Annotated in this window: 17 protein-coding genes; 14 read left to right on the forward strand and 3 right to left on the reverse strand. The window is 67.2% G+C overall.

All coding sequences use genetic code 11. The annotated features are described in order from the left end of the window. The first annotated feature begins 1 nt into the window (after nt 1). The 3 genes from pflA to GXW76_RS05305 are packed head-to-tail and all read left to right on the forward strand — an operon-like array spanning nt 2 to nt 3,329. Nucleotides 2-832, forward strand: a complete 831-nt coding sequence (gene pflA, locus GXW76_RS05295) for a pyruvate formate-lyase-activating protein (RefSeq protein WP_246513935.1) — start codon at nt 2-4, stop codon at nt 830-832. A 19-nt stretch (nt 833-851) separates the two neighbouring features. Beyond that, nucleotides 852-2,447, forward strand: coding sequence for an aspartate:alanine exchanger family transporter (locus tag GXW76_RS05300; protein ID WP_211860947.1), 1,596 nt, complete (start codon nt 852-854; stop codon nt 2,445-2,447). 6 nt (nt 2,448-2,453) lie between these two features. Beyond that, a complete protein-coding gene (locus tag GXW76_RS05305) occupies nt 2,454-3,329 on the forward strand; it encodes a formate/nitrite transporter family protein (RefSeq protein ID WP_211860948.1) in 876 nt (291 codons plus the stop codon). Nucleotides 3,330-3,336: 7 nt separating this feature from the next. Here GXW76_RS05305 and GXW76_RS05310 read toward each other — a convergent pair whose 3' ends face one another. Continuing rightward, entirely contained in the window at nt 3,337-4,467 is a 1,131-nt protein-coding gene (locus GXW76_RS05310; RefSeq protein ID WP_211860949.1) for a hypothetical protein, read from the reverse strand. A 541-nt stretch (nt 4,468-5,008) separates the two neighbouring features. Then, nucleotides 5,009-5,323 carry a hypothetical protein gene (locus GXW76_RS05315; RefSeq protein ID WP_211860950.1) on the reverse strand — a complete coding sequence of 105 codons (315 nt, stop codon included), beginning with the start codon at nt 5,321-5,323 and terminating at the stop codon, nt 5,009-5,011. 100 nt (nt 5,324-5,423) lie between these two features. On the opposite strand from GXW76_RS05315, the gene GXW76_RS05320 reads away from it, so the two are divergent. The 11 genes from GXW76_RS05320 to GXW76_RS05370 all read left to right on the forward strand — a co-directional run bounded on the left by GXW76_RS05320 (nt 5,424) and on the right by GXW76_RS05370 (nt 12,800). Further along, nucleotides 5,424-5,687 (forward strand): hypothetical protein, encoded by a 264-nt coding sequence (locus GXW76_RS05320; protein ID WP_211860951.1) that lies wholly within the window; start codon nt 5,424-5,426, stop codon nt 5,685-5,687. A gap of 273 nt (nt 5,688-5,960) precedes the next feature. After that, complete coding sequence (locus tag GXW76_RS05325; protein ID WP_211860952.1) at nt 5,961-6,674, forward strand: hypothetical protein; 714 nt, start codon at nt 5,961-5,963, stop codon at nt 6,672-6,674. Between the two features lie 37 nt (nt 6,675-6,711). After that, nucleotides 6,712-7,362 carry a PAQR family membrane homeostasis protein TrhA gene (gene trhA, locus GXW76_RS05330; RefSeq protein WP_211860953.1) on the forward strand — a complete coding sequence of 217 codons (651 nt, stop codon included), beginning with the start codon at nt 6,712-6,714 and terminating at the stop codon, nt 7,360-7,362. Nucleotides 7,363-7,956: 594 nt separating this feature from the next. Further along, the gene (locus GXW76_RS26310) at nt 7,957-8,298 is read left to right on the forward strand and encodes a helix-turn-helix domain-containing protein (RefSeq protein WP_456307100.1); all 342 of its coding nucleotides are present in this window, start codon (nt 7,957-7,959) and stop codon (nt 8,296-8,298) included. Nucleotides 8,299-8,576: 278 nt separating this feature from the next. Beyond that, a complete protein-coding gene (locus tag GXW76_RS05340; RefSeq protein ID WP_246513936.1) occupies nt 8,577-8,819 on the forward strand; it encodes a hypothetical protein in 243 nt (80 codons plus the stop codon). Nucleotides 8,820-8,866: 47 nt separating this feature from the next. Further along, entirely contained in the window at nt 8,867-9,232 is a 366-nt protein-coding gene (locus GXW76_RS05345; RefSeq protein ID WP_211860954.1) for a hypothetical protein, read from the forward strand. A 129-nt stretch (nt 9,233-9,361) separates the two neighbouring features. After that, complete coding sequence (locus GXW76_RS05350) at nt 9,362-9,808, forward strand: Rap1a/Tai family immunity protein (protein WP_211860955.1); 447 nt, start codon at nt 9,362-9,364, stop codon at nt 9,806-9,808. A gap of 16 nt (nt 9,809-9,824) precedes the next feature. Next, nucleotides 9,825-10,106: a glycine zipper domain-containing protein gene (locus GXW76_RS05355; protein WP_211860956.1), complete on the forward strand. Its 282-nt coding sequence runs from the start codon at nt 9,825-9,827 to the stop codon at nt 10,104-10,106. 86 nt (nt 10,107-10,192) lie between these two features. Further along, nucleotides 10,193-10,357 carry a DUF3309 family protein gene (locus tag GXW76_RS05360; RefSeq protein ID WP_211860957.1) on the forward strand — a complete coding sequence of 55 codons (165 nt, stop codon included), beginning with the start codon at nt 10,193-10,195 and terminating at the stop codon, nt 10,355-10,357. Nucleotides 10,358-10,530: 173 nt separating this feature from the next. Beyond that, a complete protein-coding gene (locus GXW76_RS05365) occupies nt 10,531-10,674 on the forward strand; it encodes a hypothetical protein (protein ID WP_211860958.1) in 144 nt (47 codons plus the stop codon). Between the two features lie 308 nt (nt 10,675-10,982). After that, a complete protein-coding gene (locus GXW76_RS05370; protein ID WP_211860959.1) occupies nt 10,983-12,800 on the forward strand; it encodes an ABC transporter ATP-binding protein/permease in 1,818 nt (605 codons plus the stop codon). A gap of 134 nt (nt 12,801-12,934) precedes the next feature. Here the strand turns inward: GXW76_RS05370 and GXW76_RS05375 are convergent, their stop codons facing one another. After that, entirely contained in the window at nt 12,935-13,105 is a 171-nt protein-coding gene (locus GXW76_RS05375; RefSeq protein WP_211860960.1) for a CsbD family protein, read from the reverse strand. Nucleotides 13,106-13,547: the final 442 nt, after the last annotated feature.

Consider the following 13,547-nt stretch of genomic DNA (forward strand, 5'->3'; position numbering starts at 1 on the left):
CATGCGCGAAGTCGAAGGGATGGTGAAGGTAGGCAGCCGCTACGACCTTCGCACCAACCAGGCCCCCGATGCCCCCGAAACCGAGGGCTTCGAGGGCCCGAAAGAATCCCATGGCTGGGTGCATTCCTACGAGACCGGCTCCACCGTGGACGGGCCGGGCGTGCGCCTCATGCTGTTCATGTCGGGCTGCTTCCTGCGCTGCCAGTACTGCCACAACCCCGACACCTGGAAGCTGAAGGACGGCACGCTGATCGAGCTGTCCCACGCCATCCGGCGCCTGCACGACTTCGCGCCGGCGCTCCGGGCAATGGGCGGCGGGCTGACCATCTCGGGCGGGGAGCCACTGGTGCAGATCGGCTTCACCCACGGCCTTTTCGCCGCGGCGAAGTCGATGGGGCTGCACACGGCGCTCGACACCTCGGGCTTCCTCGGCCATCGCGCCGATGACGACTACCTGCAGAACGTCGACCTGGTGATTCTCGACATCAAGAGCGGCGATGCGGACACCTACCGCAAGGTGACCGGGGTTGAGCTGGCGCCCACGCTGCGCTTCGCCGAGCGCCTGGCTGCAATGAACAAGGCCGTCTGGGTGCGCTTCGTGCTGGTGCCGGGCCTGACGGACGCGCCGGACAACATCCGCAAGGTGGCGGAGTTCGTCGCGCCCATGAAAAACGTCGAATGGGTGGAGGTGCTGCCCTTCCACCAGATGGGCGCATTCAAGTGGAAGGCGCTCGGGCTCGACTACAAGCTCAACGACACACCGACACCGACCCATGAACAGGTGCAGGCGGCGCTCGAGATCTTCCGCGCCGCCGGCTGCAAAGCACGCTGACCCAGGGGGAACGACCGGAATGATGACCTTCGTCAGCGACCTCATCGGCACGCAGCCGATCCTTGCAATCTTCCTGGCGGTCGGGCTCGGCTATGCCGTCGGGCAGATCAACATCCTCGGCTTCTCGCTCGGCATTGGGGCGGTGCTGTTTGTCGGTCTGTTCCTTGGCGCCATCGCGCCCAAGGCACAGGTCGCCGGGCCGATTGGTCTCATTGGGCTGATCATGTTCCTCTACGGTATCGGCATCCTCTATGGGCGTCAGTTCTTCGAGGGCCTGACAGGGCCGGGACGCATCTACAACCTGCTCGCCCTCGTCGCCGTCGTGGCCGGGCTACTGGTCGCGCTGTTCTTCGGCTGGGTCTTCGGCGTGAGGCTCGGCCACACGCTCGGCCTCTTCGCCGGCTCAATGACCAGCACGGCGACGCTGCAGGCCGCGCTCGACGCGATGAAGAACAACGAACCCTCCATCGGCTACTCGGTCGCCTATCCATTCGGCGTCATCGGACCGATCCTCTGCTTCTACTTCCTGACCCGGAAGGTGAAGCCTACTTTCCCGCCCAAGCCAGCCCGCTTCCACATGGGCGAGATCACGATCGAACGCCTGCCCGAGGACGGCGGCACGCTCGGCAAGCTGATGGCGCTGCTGCCCGAGGGCGTTCAGGTCGCGACTGTGCGGCAGGAACACCACAACCGCCTGCCGGACGCGGCCCTTGAATTGCACGTCGGCGACGCGCTGATGATTGCCACGGACCGCGCGGAGGCCATTCAAGAGACCGCCACACTGCTGGGCCGGCTCGACCCAGGGCGGATCGCCAAGGACCGGGCGGACCTGTCATACCAGCGTTTCTTCGTCTCCAAGGCGGCGCTGACGGGGCGCAAGCTGGACGAGATTCAGATGCCCGCGGGCACCGAGATCCGCATCCTCCATGTCCGTCGCTACGATGTGGATCTGGTCCCGTCGCCGGACCTGATGCTCGAGATCGGCGATCGCGTCGGCGTGCTGGTTCCGACGGACCAGATTGCCAAGGCGCGCACGCATTTCGGTGACACGGAGAAGTCAGCCGCAGAGTTCTCTTACGTCTCGGTCGGCTTCGGCATGGTGCTCGGTGTCCTCCTGGGCCTGGTGCCGATCCCCGTGCCAGGGGTCGGCACGGTCACGCTGGGCATCGGCGGCGGTCCGCTCATCGTGGCGCTCATCCTCGGGCGGCTGCGGCGCACCGGGCCGATCTCCTGGGTCATGCCGCTGCCGGCCAACATCGTGCTGCGCAACTTCGGCCTGACGCTGTTCCTGGCGGCGGTCGGTATCAATTCGGGCCAGGCCTTCGTCACCACCGTCGCCTCGCAGGGGCCGTTGCTGCTGATCATCGGCGGGCTGGTGCTGCTGACCACCGTGGCCATTGTGCTGGGGGTGGGTCTCTACGTGTTGAAGCTGCCCTACGACGACCTGCTCGGGGTCGCCTCCGGCGCCACCGGCAATCCCGCGATCCTCGTCTACGCAACGCGCATGGCGCCGACCGAGCGGCCGGACATTGGCTACGCGATGATCTTCCCCTCGGCGACCATCGTGAAGGTCATTGCGGTGCAGATCATCGGACTGATCGCGCTGGGCGGCTGAACGCGCGTGCCGGACACACGCCCGGCAGCGCTGGCGGGGATCGAGGGCCGCCTGCCGCCGGAGATCGCCGCCAAGGCGGAAGCCGACGGCGCCGCCAAGGCGGGGCAGGACAGCATCACGCTGCTGACGCTGGGCGTCCTCGGCGGCGCGTTCATCGCGTTCGGAGCGATCTTTTCGAACATCGCCCTCACGGGAGCGGAGGGTGCGTTGCCCTTCGGTTTGGCACGCGTCGTGGCGGGCCTCGTCTTCGCGCTCGGCCTGGCGCTGGTACTCCTGGGCGGGGCGCAGATCTTCACCGGTGACGTGCTGATGGTGATGGCCTGGGCGAGCGGACGGCTCGGGCTGCTGCGCGTGCTGCGCGCCTGGGCGCTGGTCTGGCTGGGCAATCTGGCGGGTGCGGTCGGCACCGCCGTGCTCGTCATCTTGGCGGAGCACCACCTGTTCGGCGGCGGCCAGGTCGGCCTCACGGCGCTGCGCACGGCAGAGACCAAGGCGGCACTGCCCTTCGGCCGCGCCTTCCTCCTCGGAGTGCTCTGCAACACGCTGGTCTGCATGGCGGTATGGCTCTCGCTATCGAGCCGCCTGCCGGCGCATCGCCTGCTCGTCGTCGTCCTGCCGATCGCGGCTTTCGTCGCCGCAGGCTTCGAGCACGCGGTCGCGAACATGTACTTCATCCCCTTCGGCCTCCTGATCAAGGCAACCGCAGCGGAGGGCTTCTGGCAGGCCATACGGGTCGACCCCGCACTCTTCGCCGCGCTGGACATATTCGGCGCTGCCCGGAACCTCATGGCCGTGACGCTCGGCAATATCGTGGGCGGCGCGGTCCTGGTGGCGGGCGTCTACTGGCTGCTTTACCGGCGCAGGATGAACGACCGGCATTGAAGAGTACTCACTCCGACCCGGCCTCGAGCACGAGTGTACCGTTGCTGATCCGCGCCGAGATGCGCGCGCGATCGAGTTGCGCAGTACCGCCCGGCCCTACCTCGATGGCGGTCGCTGTCTCCGGTCGCCGCAGCAGGATTCGCGCCCGATTGGCGTCCAAGCCTTCGGGCAGAGGCACGTCCGCTCGGCCTGGAACGGCGAGGTCGGCCTCCGGCAGTTCGACCTCGCGTGCCTGCTCTTGTCTCCGGACCGTGATCGCGACGGTGCCGGAGACCCATCCACGCCAGCGATCAATGATGGAGCCGCTGCGCAGGGTGAAGGTGGCTGTTACCGTGCGGGTCTGTGGCACGTATGCAACCCGCACTGCGGACGCATTGGCGGCGCTGCGTACGCGGAAGGTCGCGGAGACGAATTCCTCTGCGGACGCCAGCCTGTAGACCGTGCGCTCGAAAGCCCTGCCCTGCGGTACTAGCCCGTGCTCACCGAAGGAGGCGGAGAGGTCTGCCTCGCGCACGTCCTCCGTTTCCATTGGCGGCAAACGCAGCGTGACCTGCAGGCGCTCTCGTCGCGGGCCGGGCGTCGCTGGCGCCGGGACGGCCTCCGACATCACCCGGATCACCATCCGGGCGCGATCTGTTGCATGCTGCCCGCGGAGCATCACCGTGACCGAGAGAAGATGGAGGCCAGGCCGCTCGACGCGCATCCGTTGGCAGGCGGACAGCCGCAACGTCGATGTGTCCTGGTTGGCAAAATCCTCTGGTGATTGGCATGGTAGCGTCGAGTCGATCGGGCCGGAGCGGGTGCCGCCCGCCGGGCCGACCACGCTCCAGGTCGCATAGTCGGCGCCCGGCGCATCTATGCGGCATGCAACGGTGCTGCCAGCGGCAAACTCAATGACGGGCACGACAGAGCCGAGGTCGGAAGCCAGAGCGACGGCGGCGGCCCCATGCCCGCCTTCGGCCTCGCAAAGGAGCGCTTGCACGACTGGCGGGTAGCCGGCGCTGACCAGGCCCAGCGCATATTGCACCCCGACGACCGCGACGCCCCCGGCAAAGGCAGCACCGGAAGCGATGCCCAGCGAGCGGAGCGCACTTCGGCGGCGCCGTTGATCCTGATCAGATCGTGTCGTTGGCGCCATCGCCGCACATTCTCATCCGTTCCATTTTGGGGCAGACGCCGTGCCGAGGGAACATCTTCCGCAGGCGCGCTCTCGACGTCCACCACGCCCTACTCCGTGCTTCTCAAAGATTGAACCGCGACAAGCGCCTGGACGGCCGACCCCAGGCGAATTGCGGGACGCTCAACAAGCCCGGGTGCACGCTGTCCGCCGGGCGATACGTCCCAGAGAATTTCGTTCCCGGGTTCCCACCGCTGCTCCATTTTTTCCGCAGATTTCCGCCAGTTTGCACCCGATGGGCTCCATCGGGCGCGCGGTGTTTTCGGGCGTTCGGTTGGGCACCATCTGGGCAGTCCGGGGCGTTCGCGCGACGGCCGCATGATGGTTCCTCGATGAGGACCGGACGCCACGCATGACGGCCCTGACCACGCTGGCCGCCGACGGGTCGAACACCGATCCGGCGCCACGTCCCCGGCACCCACCCTTGCGATCATGAGGTCATCCGACGCTGTCCCTCGACGCATCGAGGAGGGCTGGGGCTGATGCACAGCCCCAGCCCTGATCATCCTCGACGCGCGGATCGCCGTTTGGCGACCTCGGCTTTCCTCGCGGCCTTTCGTGCCGCAAGGACGTCGGCGGGGATTCCCGGCGACGGCTTCAGGGTCGCGGTCGTTGGCCTCAGGCCACGTTCACGCATGGCCTGAACGCGCCGCTCGACTTCCTCCGGCGGGAGATCCGGATGCGTCTCGTTGAGACGGGTTCGGGCGGCACGGATGGCCTCCTCAAGAGTGCTTTTGGCGGCTTCATGCTTGTCGTCGTGCTCCATCCGCCGGAGCTTTCTGCGTATGCGCTGCTCATGGGTGCGGAACTCGTCCATGGACTTATATCTCCGGCCGCGAGGCGCACGAGTTCCGGGTGCGCGCCATGGCCCGCAGTGGCGCGGTGTCCGGCTGGCGGCAGGCCCTCGTACGGCCGCGGTGACGACGCCCACCGCAAGTGCCATCGCCGGCGGCATCCGCCTCTCCGGCGGCGTCCCGCCCGATGCCGTGCGGCTGCAGGTGTTCGAGGCCAGCTCAAGCAGCCTCGCCGCGGCGACGAAGCTGCCCAGCGAGCCGACCAGCCTCTGCTGGGACCGGACCGGCCTGACCACCGGCGACACCCGCTGGTACTGGCTGCGCGCCATCTCGGCCGAGGGCAACGTCTCGGCCCTGGCCGGGCCGGTGACAGCGACTGCGCTATGACCCGTAGCCCTTCCTCCGTCGAGGTGCCGGCAGCCTGGCCTGACCAAACGCGCAGGTCGCCACATCCAGACAGCCAGTTGCATCGATCCGGGCTTCTCCAGCGTCTCGGCGTCACCATCTAGAACGATGGTGGCGTTTGCGCCGCATGCGCGGAGATAAGCCCCATCGGCAGACATCCAATCGCGCGCGGCCGAGAGATGCACGGCTCTCGATCTCACCGATGGGCCACCGCATGAGAATTCCCTCGTCGAGGTGCGACCGATGACAACCTTTATGGCGCGCCCGACCTTCGAGCGCCTCACACAACTCCGCCGGCAGCTCGTCGATCAGGGATTTGCGTCGGCGACTTCAGATCAGGCAGGCGTCGCAGGACTCTTTCTCCCGTGGTCCGGCCACCAGCTCGCCGCGAGGCACGGCATCTATTGGGTCGGCGCCGGCACCGACGGTTCCTACGGCGCGGACCGCGAGCAGACATACGAGGCCTGCCACGAGAGGGCTGCCCGGCTTTGCGATCGTGGGCCGCACGCTCTGGCGCATACGCCGGTGTGGCTGTTCCTGGACCGGCTGACGCGAGCGCTGCTCGGCGGATCCTACGACACAACCTCGGACCGATGGGGGTGGTCGAATCTCCTCAAGATCGGCTGGAGCACAGGCAGCCCGGAGACCTGGCCCGCCGAACTGGTCGAGCGCCAGCAGCATGCCTGCGCCGCGGCGCTGCGAGAGGAACTCGGACATCTCCGGGACAGCCTCGTCTATGTGGGTGCGCTCGACGACTTCGGGATCCTTGGCGAGGCACTCGATGGCGCACCGGCTTGGCTCGGCGAGCACGACAAGGCAAGCAGCCTCTGGTGGTTCCACGACAAGGCCTCCGGCAATCTCCTCGTGCATGGATGCCACCCGAACGCGGCTCGACAGGACGAATTCTCCGAGGCTGCGCTCGATCGCACGATCCTGCTCGCGCGGAACGTGCTTCCGCGCTTCCTGTGATGGTTTCGCGACGTTCAGCGTCGCGGATCGCGGTCCCATGAACGGGGCCTGTGTTTACACCCGCGGGGAGCGGCTGGCCGATAGCGGCATCCACCTCCTCGGAATGTCCGCCGCGCTCATCGCCTGCTCTGCGCTGGCGGTGGCCGGGCATCAGTCGCGCAGCATCCTGGTCAGCGTGGCGGTGGGTCTCTACGGCATCGGGCTGCTCGCCATGCTCGGCAGCTCGGCAGTCTACCATCTCGTGAAGGAGGGTCGCTGGAAGGGCCGGTTTCGGCGGCTCGACCATGCGGCGATCTTCGTGATGATCGCCGGGACCTACACGCCTGTGATCGTGCTCGCCATGCCCGGCCCATGGGGCTGGAGCCTTCTGTCCGTCGTGTGGGCGGGCGCTGTTGCGGGCGCCGCGGTAAAGTTCCTGGCGCCGGGCCGCTTCGAGCGCCTGTCGGTGCTCGCCTATCTCGCGCTCGGCTGGGTCGGCATGGCGGCCATCGGACCACTGCTCGATGCATTGCGGACGCCCGACATGGTTCTGCTCGCGGCGGGCGGCCTGCTCTACAGCTCCGGCGTTCTCATGCACCTGTCGACGCGGCTTCGGTACCACAATGCCCTCTGGCACCTGTTCGTGCTTGTCGCCGCGGGGTGCCACTTCGTCGCGGTCTATCGCTTGGTGCTCGCGCAGCAAGCCTAGGAGCCGGGGGCCTCCTCGATCGCGGCGCTGGTCTGCGCGGTGACGCCGGTCGCCAAGCAGACGATGTCGGACCCGATGAGAGCATCGCGTCTGCACGGCCACCCAAGCTTCTCTGCGGCGCGGAAGTGCCGCCTCACCTCGCAATGCCGGACGTCCATGGACGACAAGGATCGCGGCTTCGCCCGCATCAAAGACGACAAGCGGTAGGCCTTAGCCGTGCAAAAAAAATCGATGCGTTGGGAACCGTCACGGCTGTCTGCAGTTTCAACAGGAGACATAGATAGCGATTGGCGAGGCGCGACGATGAAGTCTCTGGCCGGACAGGCTGAAGAACGTATCACCGACATGGGAAAGCCCGCGCTCGATCTTGTCGATCGTGCCGGCCTTCGCAGCAGGCTGGCCGCGCGACTGGCAGGGCTTGCCACACCCAATGCACCGGATGTCACCGGATCACTGGAGCGGGGGCCCAATGGTGCCGCCACGACGATACCCCACCTGACGATTCCAGTCGCCCAAGCCGCGCGCGGACGCGTTCCGCATCCCATCGACATCCATGTCGGTGCCCGGATACGGCTAAGGCGCCAGCTTCTCGGCATGAGCCAGAAGGCGTTGGCGGAGGAGCTCGGCATCACCTTCCAGCAGATCCAGAAGTTCGAGCGCGGCATGAATCGGATTGCAGCCGGCCGACTGCATGGCGCCGCGCGCGCCCTCGATGTGCCGATTTCCTACTTCTTTGACGCCTTGCCGACCGCGTTGGACGGTCGAGCGACGCCGCCGCGCGGCTTGCTCCCCGCCGAGGCCTGGAACGAGATCGAGAACGATACGCTGCACCGGCGCGAGACGCTGAAACTGGTGCGGGCGTACCACACCGTTCCCGATCCGACGCTGCGCAAGCGAATCCTCGACCTCGTTATGAGCCTGGCGCCGGCCCACTAGGCAATGGCTCGGGCAGCCTGGCAGCCCGAAGCAATCGACCCACCGATCTGCTCCTGCTGCAGGGACTATGCTGACGACTGGCCGCCTTGGGCGCCGTCAAGAGTTTGCAGGAAATTGATTCAGATCAATCCGACTGAATTATTCTGCTATAAAAAGGAAACAAAATATGTGCCGAGAGAACTTCCAATAGATTTGATTAATGCGGTCGGGCAATTCCGCTCATCTAGTGTCCGGCGCTGCTGTCTATATAAACATGAAATGGAAAAGGAGGAGTCTTCATGGCATCCATCCGAATTCTTGCAGTCGGCGTGCTCGCCCTCGGCACGGCAGGCTGCGACCATCAGCAGGCTAGCCCCGCAAACCCGCCCGGCACGGCGGCCGAGCGCAGCCTGGATCGCGCGGCCGGCACCAATGTCTCCGGCGCCTACCCGATGCAGTCCGACGGCATGCCGGGAAACCCGCCTGGCACGGCGGCAGGGCGCGCGGTCAATCGTGCGCTCGGGACAACTGGCTCGCGTTAGCGCGGGCACCCGCGTCGCCAACACATGTTGAGCCGGAGGAGACCACCATGCGCTCGCTACGTCCTGCCCTGCTGCTGATCGCGGGTCTCGGGCTCACCGGCTGCGTCGGCGTGAACGACGGATATTACGGCCAGCCATACGGCAGCACCTTCAGCGGCGGTACGGGCTTCGTGACACCTTACCGCTACCCCAACCCCTCGAGCGGGTATCTGTACGACCAGTCCCATCGGTCGTGGCAGGGCAATACCTTCAGACCCGGCCCCAACTACAGGCCACCCGCGAACTACAGATCGCCTCCCAATTACAGGCCGAGACCCGACTACGGGCAAAGCCGCAGCAACAATCCCAACCGCAACAGCCCGCCGGGCCACCACAACCCGCCAGGCCGCGGTTACGGACGCGACAATGACTGACAGCCGCCCAGCAGGGATGCCCGTGATGGGCTCACCCCGGCGGGAACGCGCACCTCGGCAAGGGCGTCCGGCGGAGAAGGCACTGGCCCGGCTGAACCGACGACGCCCACAACATTGGAGAAGATAGTCATGCGAACCGTCACCGCAGTTGCACTGGCCATGACGCTCGGTTGTTCCGTGGTCCCGGCCCCGGATGCGATGGCACAAGGAGCGCCCACCCCGGCCATCGTCACCCATGTCCAGACCGCGAGCGAACTCGCCGCCGTCTGCGATCCCGCCTGGGGCAGTGTGCCGCGCCTGGAGGCAATCGCCTACTGCCAGGGCTTCCTCACCAGCTTCGGTCAGTACCACGCGCTGCTGTATCCGCAGGGCGGGCCGGCGCGGCCTCTGTTCTGCGTGCCGGTGCCGGGGCCGACTGTGGCCCAGTCGGGCATCGCCTTCGCCGCCTGGGCACGCGAGAACCCGCGCTTCGGGAATGAGCCGGCGCTCGACGGTCTCCTGCGCTGGGCTCAGCAGAATTTTCCTTGCCCGCCTGCACCGGTGGCGCGGGCACCTGCCTCGCGACGCACGCGCTGAGACACAGGAGACGATCATGCGTCCATCATCGCGACACGTCCTCCTTCTGCTCGGCAGTCTCGGCCTGGCGTCCTGCGCCAACATGACGCCCACGCAGCAGAGCATGGGCATCGGCGCCCTGGGCGGGGCGGCCCTCGGCGGCGTCGTCGGTTCCTTTAGCGGCAATGCCGGGCTCGGCGCCCTGCTCGGCGCGGGTGTCGGCGCCGGCGGCGGCTACCTCTACGGCCAGTCGCAACAGTCGCGGCAGCCCTATTACTCCGGGAACAGCAGCGGATATCGCGACAACCGGAACTATTAGCCAGCAGCTGACCGTCGCGCGTCGCGGCGCACGCGGAAGACCATCATCGGTAGCCGTGCATTCAATCAGGAGAAGGAGAAGACACCATGTCGCTCGGAATGATCCTGCTTATCATCCTCGTCATCGCCTTGCTCGGGGGCTTCACCGGCGTGGTCGGCGGCTACGGGTATGGCTACGGCCATGGTGGCGTCGGCGTCCTCGGCGCGGTCCTGATCGTCGTCCTCATTCTCGTGCTGCTCGGCCGGATCTGAGCTGGCCCTGGCCGGGCATCGGACGGGGTATCTTCGCTGATGCGCGGAGTTCGGCCTCGTCGAGCGTGGTGTTCCGGGCTGCGGGCACTGTTGCTGTGCCCATAGGCCCTTCACGGAATGATCGGGAACGCCCCGCGCGGCCCGATCTTCGAGCCTGAAGGCGACAAACGACAATGAATCGCAATCTACTCGTCATCGTGATCGGCGTGCTCGGCATTGGCGCCGGTGTCCTCGGCTACTGGTACTACCAGGAGCAGCACCGGTCCGGCGTCGACATCAGCATCGGCCCACGCGGGGTCACCATCCAGGAGAGATAGGTTCCTGGCTCGTCGATCCTGCCCGGCCAGCAGCGCCTCGCGAGATGCCGGATGAAGCGCCTTCGCCTGTACCTGGCGATGCCCGTGCGCATGGCGGCGGCACCGGCCAGCGCGTCGGTCTCGCGTGTTCTCCCCGGCGTCGCGGGCGATGGCGCCCCTGGTGGGCATCGGGCGGCGTTTCGGCGCCACCATCTGACGCGCCTGGTCCACCACGGGATGCAGGTGCGGGCTCGCGCGCTCCACCCATCCCATATGATCCGCCCTGGGTCCTGCCTGCCCCGGATCGTCGACGCCAGGAAGGGGGTTCGATGAGCAGCAGCGCCGAACCGAGCCACCCGCAGCGGTTCTTCCGCGACTTCACCAGGATCGCCGGCCCCTACTGGACAGGGCCGATGCGCTGGCGCCCGCGCCTGCTGACGGCCGCGCTCGCGTTGCTCGTCGTCGCGCAGGTCCTGCTCGCGATCCGGCTCAACATCTGGAGCGCCGATCTGTTCGATGCGCTGGAACGGCACTCGACCGACCGCGCCATGGACCAGATCGGCATCTTTGTCCTCATCCTGCTCGGAACCATGGCGACCAACACGGCGCACCTGGTGGTTCGCCGGCGGCTGCAATTCGATTGGCGACGCTGGCTGACGGCGCGGGTCATTGGCGACTGGATGGAGGATGCGCGGCACTACCAGGCCGACCTCATCCCCGGCGACCACGCCAATCCGGACGGGCGCATCGCCGAGGACATCCGCATCGCCACGGAGGTCGCCATCGATCTGGCCAGCAGCCTGTTCTACTGCATGCTTCTGCTGGTGACCTTCGTCGGCATCCTGTGGTCGCTGTCGGGCTGGATCCGTGTGGCGGGGCTGGATGTGCCCGGGCATCTCGTCGCGCTCGCCTTCGGCTACGCCGGCATGGGTGCGGTCATCGCCTTCCTGCTCGGCCGCCCGCTCGTGCGCGCCACCGATACGCGGCAGACGAGGGAGGCGGAGTTCCGCTTCAGCCTGGTGCGCGCGCATGAGAGCGGCGAGCCCATCGCCGTCGCACGCGGCGAACCCCTGGAGCGCGAACGGCTCGAGACCGTCTTCGAGACCATCGCGCAATCCTGGCGCGACCAATCCGTCGGCCTGGCGAGGCTGCTGGCCTTCTCCTCCGGCTATGTGGCCCTCGCGGGCGTGCTTCCCATCCTCGTCGGCACGCCGCGCTTCCTTGAGGGCGCGCTCTCCCTCGGTCGCCTGATGCAGTCGGGGCAGGCGTTCCAGCAGGTCACGGCGGCCTTGTCCTGGCCGGTCGACAACCTGGCCCTGATCGCCGGATGGCGCGCCTCGGTGGAGCGCGTGCTGATGCTCGACGAGGCGGTCCGCATCGTCGCCCTGGAAGCCGCGCGCAGGGGGGAGACCGCGATCAACCTGGACCGCGTGCCGACGTCGCAGCTCGGTGTCCGGGATCTGTGGGTCGCGTCACCCGACGGCACCGCCATGCTGTCCGACCTCAGCCTGAAGGTGGAACCGGGCGAGCATGTGCTGGTGGATGGCGACCCCGAGGCGGCGAGTGCGCTATTCCGCGTGCTGGCCGGCATCTGGCCCTGGGGGCGCGGCCGCGTGGACCTGCCGGCCGATGACGGGATGATCGCCGTCGGCCCGTGGCCGTTCCTGCCGCAAGGTTCATTGCGCCAGGCGCTTGCCTTCCCGGAGGCGGCGGAATGTCACGATGATGCGGCGCTGCAAGCCGCCCTCGCCAGCGTTGGCCTCGCGCATCTCTCGTCGCGGCTGGACGAAGCGGGAGACTGGGTTCGCATGCTGACCGCGGCGGAAGTGCAGCGGCTGTCCTTCGCGCGGATCATCCTGTTGCGTCCACGCTGGATCGTGCTGGGCGATGCGACGGATGCGCTCGACCCGGCCTCAGCCGATGTGATGCTGCACTTGATAGTGGACCTGCTGCCGCTGGCCGGCATCGTCCTGATCGGGCGGCACCCGGGATCGGCGGGCATCTTCAACCGGCGGCTGACACTGGAGCGTGCAGCCGACGGCGAGATCCTGCTCAACGAGGTCTATGCGCGCCGCCAGGCGGCGAAGCTGCCGCGACCCAGGCCGCTCAGCGTGATCGATCGACTGCGAGAGGGTTACGGACGCTGATCCTGAATGCCACGGCGCGATTGCCAGCTGCTTCCAGCAGCCGCTTCACGCACTTCCTTTCCGGGCGGCTTGGTTTCATCCGCTTGCGGGCGGAGGTTGGCTCCGCCACGTCACATGAGCGGAGCCGCGCCGCGCTACGGCTTCAGGGTGTCCTTAAGGGCCCCCAGAAGGTTCTGGGCCTTGCCCTCCGCCTTCTCCGCCCTGCCGTCCACCTGCAGTTTAGCGTCGCCGATGGCCTTGCCGACGGCTTCCTTGACGGAGCCCTCGACCTGCTTCGCCGATCCGATGATCCTGTCCTTGTCCATGACCGATGTCTCCGAGGTTGTTGTCATTGGCGCCGAGGAGGCGCGGGTTGACGACGGCCATCGAGGCCGCCGGCGAGGCATGGCGATCGACCTGTCGCTGGAAGAGACGTGGGGGCAAGGCCGGCAGCCTGATCTTCAGATATGGCGATGGGCTGGTCAGATTGCACGGTCTCCCGCAGACATCGCGGGCAGGGCACATCTGGGGGCGATGGTTCGGGCCGCAGCTTGAGCAGACGCAATCAAGGGAAGCGGCGGATATGGCTTGAGACAACAACGCCGACCGGCGCCGGCGGATCAAGGTCCCTGAAGCGGCGTCAGCGCTCCCGCGGCTCATCGGGCAGGTGGAAGCTCTTCCGCTGCACCCAGCGGAAGCCCTCATGCTTCGTGATGGTCGCAATCTCGACCGCTCCGCCAACGGATTTCGGCAGGAAGACGGCGAAGC

It is taken from the genome of Neoroseomonas soli, assembly GCF_018129065.1.
Classification (GTDB): Bacteria; Pseudomonadota; Alphaproteobacteria; order Acetobacterales; family Acetobacteraceae; genus Neoroseomonas; species Neoroseomonas soli.

Bases quoted from the DNA above. Each gene is read 5' to 3' on its own strand.
- pflA (WP_246513935.1), top strand. From the start codon at position 2: ATGCGCGAAGTCGAAGGGATGGTGAAGGTAGGCAGCCGCTACGACCTT.
- GXW76_RS05300 (WP_211860947.1), top strand. From the start codon at position 852: ATGATGACCTTCGTCAGCGACCTCATCGGCACGCAGCCGATCCTTGCA.
- GXW76_RS05310 (WP_211860949.1), bottom strand. From the start codon at position 4,467: ATGGCGCCAACGACACGATCTGATCAGGATCAACGGCGCCGCCGAAGT.
- GXW76_RS05315 (WP_211860950.1), bottom strand. From the start codon at position 5,323: ATGGACGAGTTCCGCACCCATGAGCAGCGCATACGCAGAAAGCTCCGG.
- GXW76_RS05325 (WP_211860952.1), top strand. From the start codon at position 5,961: ATGGCGCGCCCGACCTTCGAGCGCCTCACACAACTCCGCCGGCAGCTC.
- trhA (WP_211860953.1), top strand. From the start codon at position 6,712: ATGAACGGGGCCTGTGTTTACACCCGCGGGGAGCGGCTGGCCGATAGC.
- GXW76_RS26310 (WP_456307100.1), top strand. From the start codon at position 7,957: ATGAGCCAGAAGGCGTTGGCGGAGGAGCTCGGCATCACCTTCCAGCAG.
- GXW76_RS05340 (WP_246513936.1), top strand. From the start codon at position 8,577: ATGGCATCCATCCGAATTCTTGCAGTCGGCGTGCTCGCCCTCGGCACG.
- GXW76_RS05345 (WP_211860954.1), top strand. From the start codon at position 8,867: ATGCGCTCGCTACGTCCTGCCCTGCTGCTGATCGCGGGTCTCGGGCTC.
- GXW76_RS05350 (WP_211860955.1), top strand. From the start codon at position 9,362: ATGCGAACCGTCACCGCAGTTGCACTGGCCATGACGCTCGGTTGTTCC.
- GXW76_RS05355 (WP_211860956.1), top strand. From the start codon at position 9,825: ATGCGTCCATCATCGCGACACGTCCTCCTTCTGCTCGGCAGTCTCGGC.
- GXW76_RS05360 (WP_211860957.1), top strand. From the start codon at position 10,193: ATGTCGCTCGGAATGATCCTGCTTATCATCCTCGTCATCGCCTTGCTC.
- GXW76_RS05365 (WP_211860958.1), top strand. From the start codon at position 10,531: ATGAATCGCAATCTACTCGTCATCGTGATCGGCGTGCTCGGCATTGGC.
- GXW76_RS05370 (WP_211860959.1), top strand. From the start codon at position 10,983: ATGAGCAGCAGCGCCGAACCGAGCCACCCGCAGCGGTTCTTCCGCGAC.
- GXW76_RS05375 (WP_211860960.1), bottom strand. From the start codon at position 13,105: ATGGACAAGGACAGGATCATCGGATCGGCGAAGCAGGTCGAGGGCTCC.